General features: G+C 42.1%; 6 protein-coding genes. 5 read left to right on the top strand and 1 reads right to left on the bottom strand.

The features are described 5' to 3' along the window. The 3 genes from GNF10_RS34310 to GNF10_RS34300 form a co-directional block, all read left to right on the top strand. Positions 1 to 290 (top strand): ATP-binding protein (locus tag GNF10_RS34310; RefSeq protein ID WP_185607404.1); only part of this gene is annotated, 290 nt, incomplete at its 5' end. Positions 291 to 777: 487 nt separating this feature from the next. Further along, positions 778 to 963 carry a hypothetical protein gene (locus tag GNF10_RS34305; protein WP_185587394.1) on the top strand — a complete coding sequence of 62 codons (186 nt, stop codon included), beginning with the start codon at positions 778 to 780 and terminating at the stop codon, positions 961 to 963. Positions 964 to 1,212: 249 nt separating this feature from the next. Continuing rightward, complete coding sequence (locus tag GNF10_RS34300) at positions 1,213 to 1,806, top strand: tyrosine-type recombinase/integrase (RefSeq protein ID WP_228038679.1); 594 nt, start codon at positions 1,213 to 1,215, stop codon at positions 1,804 to 1,806. A 60-nt stretch (positions 1,807 to 1,866) separates the two neighbouring features. Here GNF10_RS34300 and GNF10_RS34295 read toward each other — a convergent pair whose 3' ends face one another. Further along, positions 1,867 to 4,293, bottom strand: coding sequence for an NACHT domain-containing NTPase (locus GNF10_RS34295; protein WP_185607403.1), 2,427 nt, complete (start codon positions 4,291 to 4,293; stop codon positions 1,867 to 1,869). Between the two features lie 110 nt (positions 4,294 to 4,403). Between GNF10_RS34295 and GNF10_RS34290 the strand changes: the two genes are divergently transcribed. Both GNF10_RS34290 and GNF10_RS34285 read left to right on the top strand, forming a co-directional pair. Then, complete coding sequence (locus GNF10_RS34290; RefSeq protein WP_260446216.1) at positions 4,404 to 4,772, top strand: hypothetical protein; 369 nt, start codon at positions 4,404 to 4,406, stop codon at positions 4,770 to 4,772. A gap of 205 nt (positions 4,773 to 4,977) precedes the next feature. After that, a complete protein-coding gene (locus GNF10_RS34285) occupies positions 4,978 to 5,580 on the top strand; it encodes a tyrosine-type recombinase/integrase (protein WP_185587281.1) in 603 nt (200 codons plus the stop codon). The last annotated feature ends 304 nt before the right edge of the window (positions 5,581 to 5,884 follow it).

The raw sequence follows: 5,884 nt of genomic DNA, 5'->3' as shown, positions 1-5,884 counted from the left end.
GATATAATCCAGATAAATCTATATTAAAAGTCAGTGCAACAGTAGAGCATAATATGATTCGTTGTTATATTCAAGATAACAGCATGGTAATGAGTCAACAAGAATGTGAACAACTCTTCAATGTTGACTTTGACTCAAATCTCACCCATGATTCTTTGATCTCAGGTTTGATAGGATTACATTTTTGTAGACAAATCATTACTGCTCACAATGGTAGAATCGGTGTGAATACCTCTCCAAGAGACGGGCTAACTTTTTGGTTCACTTTATCTCTTGAAAATATACGTTAAAATTTGTGTCCATTAAGATTTTAAGTTTCCTTTGGGATAAAATTCTTATTTAATGTGTCTCCAGTTTTAAAAGAAATTATTTTTATAATAAAAAAGAGAGCGTTTTAATCGCTCTCTATAGTGTTTTATCTATCAATACCTTTATTTTTTTACTTTTTAGGCACTCGTTTATGCTGAGAGTTTTCCTCGTCTTTTTTGTAAATTTGGACAATCATGTAAGATGCGTGTCCAAACATCCCAATATAAGCTTTATCAAGTACAGCTAAGTAACAAGATACGATTAGCATAGAAACACTGATAGCCGCAAAGCATTTACTGTCTAATAACTTTCTCATGGGATCTCCTTAAGGGGGGAAAGTAGTTAAGGAAAAACGAAGTAAAAGACTATTTGGTTTTTTTGAAATAAAAGAACTTTGCGGTATATAAAATATACCGCACTCTAAGTACATCGGTAAGGGTAAAAATACTGGTTGCCAAGAACCAGAATGTGGTTTCAAAATTGCCTTGTTTGCAAGCCGCAACAGCTACAACTAGTTGGTGTTGGAGGAAGCTGAAGTTGAAAGTTAGAAGTTGGGGTCAGTTGCGATCGCGCCAGGGCTGCCCAATATCCAATGAAAGTGATGGTACTGTGGCCCGCTGTATTGCTGCTTGGATTGATGAGCGTTGCATTTAGAGTTGCACTTTGGCTGCGATCGCCTTTTCCCGGTATCGGGAACGAATGATATCAGGATTGATAGCGGGGCTTTTGTTGTGGAGAAGAAGTACAGATATTTGGCAAACTTATCAATGGGGGCGAAATGTCGGTTTTTTGGCAGATGAATGATAAGCCTGACTTAATTGAGGTGAGTGGTTCACGAAGTAGCAGGTATTTGGGAGAATGAATACTGTCGGATTTATGGACTATTTATCGGACAGTAGTAGAATGAACCCTTTGTTTCGGCGCTTGAATAATGATGAATATCGGAGCCGGGAGTATTTGACTTGGGAGGAGATGAAAATATTGATTAAGGCGGCGGGGGAGCGGGGTCGGCATAGGGTTAGAGATCCGGCGTTGCTACTGCTGTCATTTCGGCATGGGCTGCGACCAGGGGAGGCAGCGACGATGAAATGGGATGCAGTCATGTTAGAGCGAAAGGTGATCTATATCAAGCGGCTGAAGGGGAGTCAAAGTGGGAATCACCCGATGCAACAGGATGAGGTGGATTTGTTGGGGCAGTTAAAGCGGATTTATGCCAATAGTTATTTCGTTTTCCCAAATGAGAGAGGTAAGTCGCTTTCTGTGGATGGGATTGAGAAAATTGTGAAACGTGCCGCCGAAAAAGCCGGATTGCAGATTAAGGTGCATCCGCACATGTTTCGGCATAGTTGCGGTTATTTTTTGGCGGAACAGAATCGCTCAACTAGGGATATTCAGAGTTACTTGGGGCATAAGCAGATTCAAAATACAGTGAGGTACACTGCTGAGAATCCCAGGCGGTTTGAGCATTTTGATTGGCAGTGGGAGCAGCCTTTTTGAGTGGATTTTAATTCACTAATATCAATTGCTGGATAGATATTAGGGTTGAGAGAAAAGTATTCAATTACTCGGAACTAACAACATCCGCGCCTCAATTGCTTCCCAGGTTTTGGGAGACACGCGTACAGATGCTTGTTTACACTGAATGAGCAGGTTATTAGCGTAGAGATAATTTTCCAATGCTTTCGCCTCTGACTCAGATAAATTGATCATGCCTGGTCTGAGATTGAAAGCATTGAGTAAAGTTTGTTGGAGACGCTGAACAAATTTTTGACGTTCTTCCTGCGGTTGTTTATGAGCAGGAATTTCAGTTTCCAGTTTGTTGAGTTCGTCAATTAGCATAGTAAAATTAACGTTATTGAAGATTTTTAATTCTTCAAGGTTACGAATGTATTTAATAGCTTCGGCTTTGGCTTTGGCTTTGGCTTCGGCTTCGGCTTTGGCTTCGGCTTCGGCTTTGGCTTCGGCTTCGGCTTTGGCTTTGGCGTTGGCGTAGGCTTTGGCTTTGGCGTAGGCGTTGGCTTTGGCTTTGGCTTTGGCGTAGGCGTTGGCTTTGGCTAAGGCGTTGGCTAAGGCGTTGGCTAAGGCGTTGGCTTCGGCTTCGGCGTAGACTAAGGCGTTGGCTAAGGCGTTGGCGTTGGCGTAGGCTAAGGCTAAGGCGTTGGCGTTGGCGTAGGCGTTGGCGTTGGCGTTGGCTTCGGCGTTGGCTTCGGCGTAGGCGTAGGCGTAGGCGTAGGCGTAGGCGTTGGCGTTGGCGTAGGCGTAGGCGTAGGCGATCGCAACTGCACGTTTACCCACAGGTTTAAAATCCCCAGCAGATCCAGTTGTTACTTGTTCTGCCCAGTTTAATAAAGCTTGTAGTTTCGGTGTATTGATATACTTTTGCGCTTTCTTTTCCATCGACAACAGCAAATCATCTGCACCGCCACGCATTAAACCAGGGACAAGTAAAAACACTTCTTTCCAGCGTTTATCTGTCAGGTGTTCAGTAACTAATTTTTCAACTAGGCGATGATCATCAATATATTGTGCTGTTAAATATTCCTGTAGTGTTAGATGAGAGAAAGAGTAAATACTATCAGCGCGTTCTACTAATACCCCATGTTGTACTTCAATAGATTTGAGAACATCTACCCCGTTGATAAATTTTTCATCGGGTAGCATTTCTGCTAGTAGGTTCTCAATTTTCTTGGCAATTTCCCGTCGCGGGAAAAATAAGCGGTCTTCTTGAAAGGCATCATGGGCAATTTCAGAAAGTATCATTTCCTTGCGTTTGGTATCCAGTCCCTTATAAAGGTCTTCCTGGGGGATGCTTTTTTCACCAGCCCATTCTTCTAGTAAAACTCTCAATGCTCTTTCATAAAGAGTTGCTCGATTAGTCGGAATTTTACCAGAACGCTGATAGAGCAAACATACCAAAGTCAGTAATAATGGTGTTTGAGTTAGTTCTTTAGCAGCAGTATATTCGTGGCTCTTGAGTTTTTCCCAGCAATCTTTACTTACATCCGGTTTACTGCTGAACCAATTTTTAATAAAGTTTTCAATTTGAATGTCATCGAAGTCTGCCATTGCCACATCAGTAAACTGTCGAAAATTGTGGCGATAGGCTGCTACCCTACAGGACGTAATAAAGCGATTTTTATCGTAAGTATCAACAAAATCTTGAATTTGATTAATGACATTGGTTGAGTTTTTTGTTGGAACTTCATCCAAACCATCTAACAGAATTAGTAGCTTTCCTGACTCTAAGGCTTTAACTGTAAATTGTTCCGCTTCTGGAACTCCGCAAATTCTAAATTCTTCAGCAATCAAATTTTTTATATTGATATCTCTGTCTTGAAATCTTTTCAACTCTATAAATACAGGGATACAGTCGTGGTTAAATCCTCCTTTTTGAACTTTGAGTGCTTCTAATCCGATCTTTCGCAGAAATGTAGACTTTCCTGCACCTGGGCCACCAAGCACCATTAAATATTGCTTTTCGTTAGCAACTTTAATTCCTTCTTGTTTACCTCTCTCTTGAGATTGAAACTTGCGGCTATTAGCTTGGCGATAAAATTGTTCTAAATTTTCGATAGATTCAAAACTACTCCTGGCATAATTATTTAAAAATTGAACTGCTGTATAGACCGATTCCAGCTTTACAGGTTCATGCATTCCTAAAACTTTGAGAGTGCCGTACCGTTTCTGGTAGTAAGGTCTTACCTTTTCTCGTACCTCTTGCACTAAGGTATCACTACTCAGAGACTTACCTGCTTGTTCTTCTCCAGCCTCCAGTTCTGCAATCTCTCCCCACTCCAAACCCAATTCAGTGCAAATGCTTTGGAATTTGTTCTTGTCAACATTTCGTCTAGCAAAAAAATTATTGATGGTTGGTCGAGCACATCGGACAGCCCCAGCCAAGTAATCCTGAGTCCAGCCCTTCAGCTGAAATGCCTTTTTAGCTTTTTCTAGTCCTGCTGTCGATGCTTGGAGTGACCTTGCCATTAACTCACCACGACTTTTACATAAGTCTTACATAAACCCAACACCTTTGTCTGGCCAAGGGTTAGGAATTCTGGGGTCTGATGGTAATTGAGATTAATAAGGTTAACTCAATGATTAATAAAAACAACCCCATACAGTCCAATAATACTCTCGCCCGCTCACTGATGAATGTTGCCCTTTCACTGGGGGTTATGCTTGGTTCAGGTTTAGCGTATGGTTTCGTTCAAACTGTTTTTAATTCTCAGCAGCATGAACAATCTGCCCAAACTGAACTCGGTCGCTTCGGTCGTGCAGAGTACGAACAGCTAAAACCAGGAATGCCCTTAACGGAGGTGCGGTCAATCTTGTACCGAGGTATCGAGGTTAGCCGCTCTGCAACAACAGCAACCTTTGTCTGGGAAAATCCTGACGGTTCTAAAATCACAGCTACCTTTGAGCATGACTTGCTCAAGATTAAACAGCAGTCAGGATTGAAGTAAAGAACTGGAGAAAGGCGTTCGCACCCTTGATCGCCTTTTTCTCTAAGAGGCTTAGTTTTAGCAACGGAAAAATTTCGGTCGTTAAGACTGAGAAGTTTATAGGGCAAGGCTTTTAGCAGTAATCTGTTTTCTAGTTCTATGCTCGTTTATGAACGTTTAACTGTCCCAAATTCACCGCACAAACGGGACAGTAGCCCAGAGACAAATGAAGACCACGCCGCCGAAACGTAAACCAAACAAGCATTACAGGTCTAGAGAATACCTTACACCAAGTGAGGTGCGATCGCTGTTGAATGCAACTCTTTCTCGTCCAAGTCGTTATGCCGAGCGGGATTTTTTGCTGATGCTGATGATGTTTCGCCACGGGTTGCGGGTGGGGGAGGCGGTGGGAGAGAAATATGGCTTAAGGTGGGATGCGGTGATGTGGGGGGAAGGTCAGATTTTTATCACTAGGGAAAAGGGCAGCGATTCTGGGGTGCATCCTTTAAGAGAAGATGAACTGGTACATCTCAAAAAACTCCGAGAACAATTCCCTGAGAGTAAATATATTTTCGTTTCAGAGCGGGGTGAGGTGATGAAGACCGATGCGGTGCGAAAACTGATTGGGCGAGTGGCGGCAGAGGCAGGGCTGGATATTAAGGTTCACTGCCACATGATGCGCCATGCTTGCGGCTATTTTTTAGTGAATCGGGGCTATAACACTAGGGAAATTCAAGATTTTTTAGGGCATCGGGATATTAAACATACTGAAAAATATACCAAGCTGAATGCTCAACGTTTTATGAATTTTGATTGGGGTGATTTGTGATATTGCAATATCTGCGTTTTCTGTTTGTCCTAAGAATTAACTCTAATGCCCCGTCAACTTCGTGAAATAAAACCTGTAAAAACTACAGTTCAGCTAAAAAAGGTAACTTATAAGCTCAGTGAAGAGATGTGATTGAGCGATTAGATCCGAGTTACCTACAAATGAGCTTGGAACGGGGTAAACTGGATACTCTTTGCAGAGATTGCCAAATAAATAAATCTAATTTTATTACTCCCGGTTCGCCCATTTTTTAATGAGTTAGGAAAAGTAGATAGTCAAAAGTATACCGAAGGACATATTCCCA

The sequence above is a fragment of the Nostoc sp. UCD121 genome, assembly GCF_014222285.1.
Taxonomy (GTDB): domain Bacteria; phylum Cyanobacteriota; class Cyanobacteriia; order Cyanobacteriales; family Nostocaceae; genus Nostoc.
This window is presented reverse-complemented; position numbering and strand designations above follow the sequence as displayed.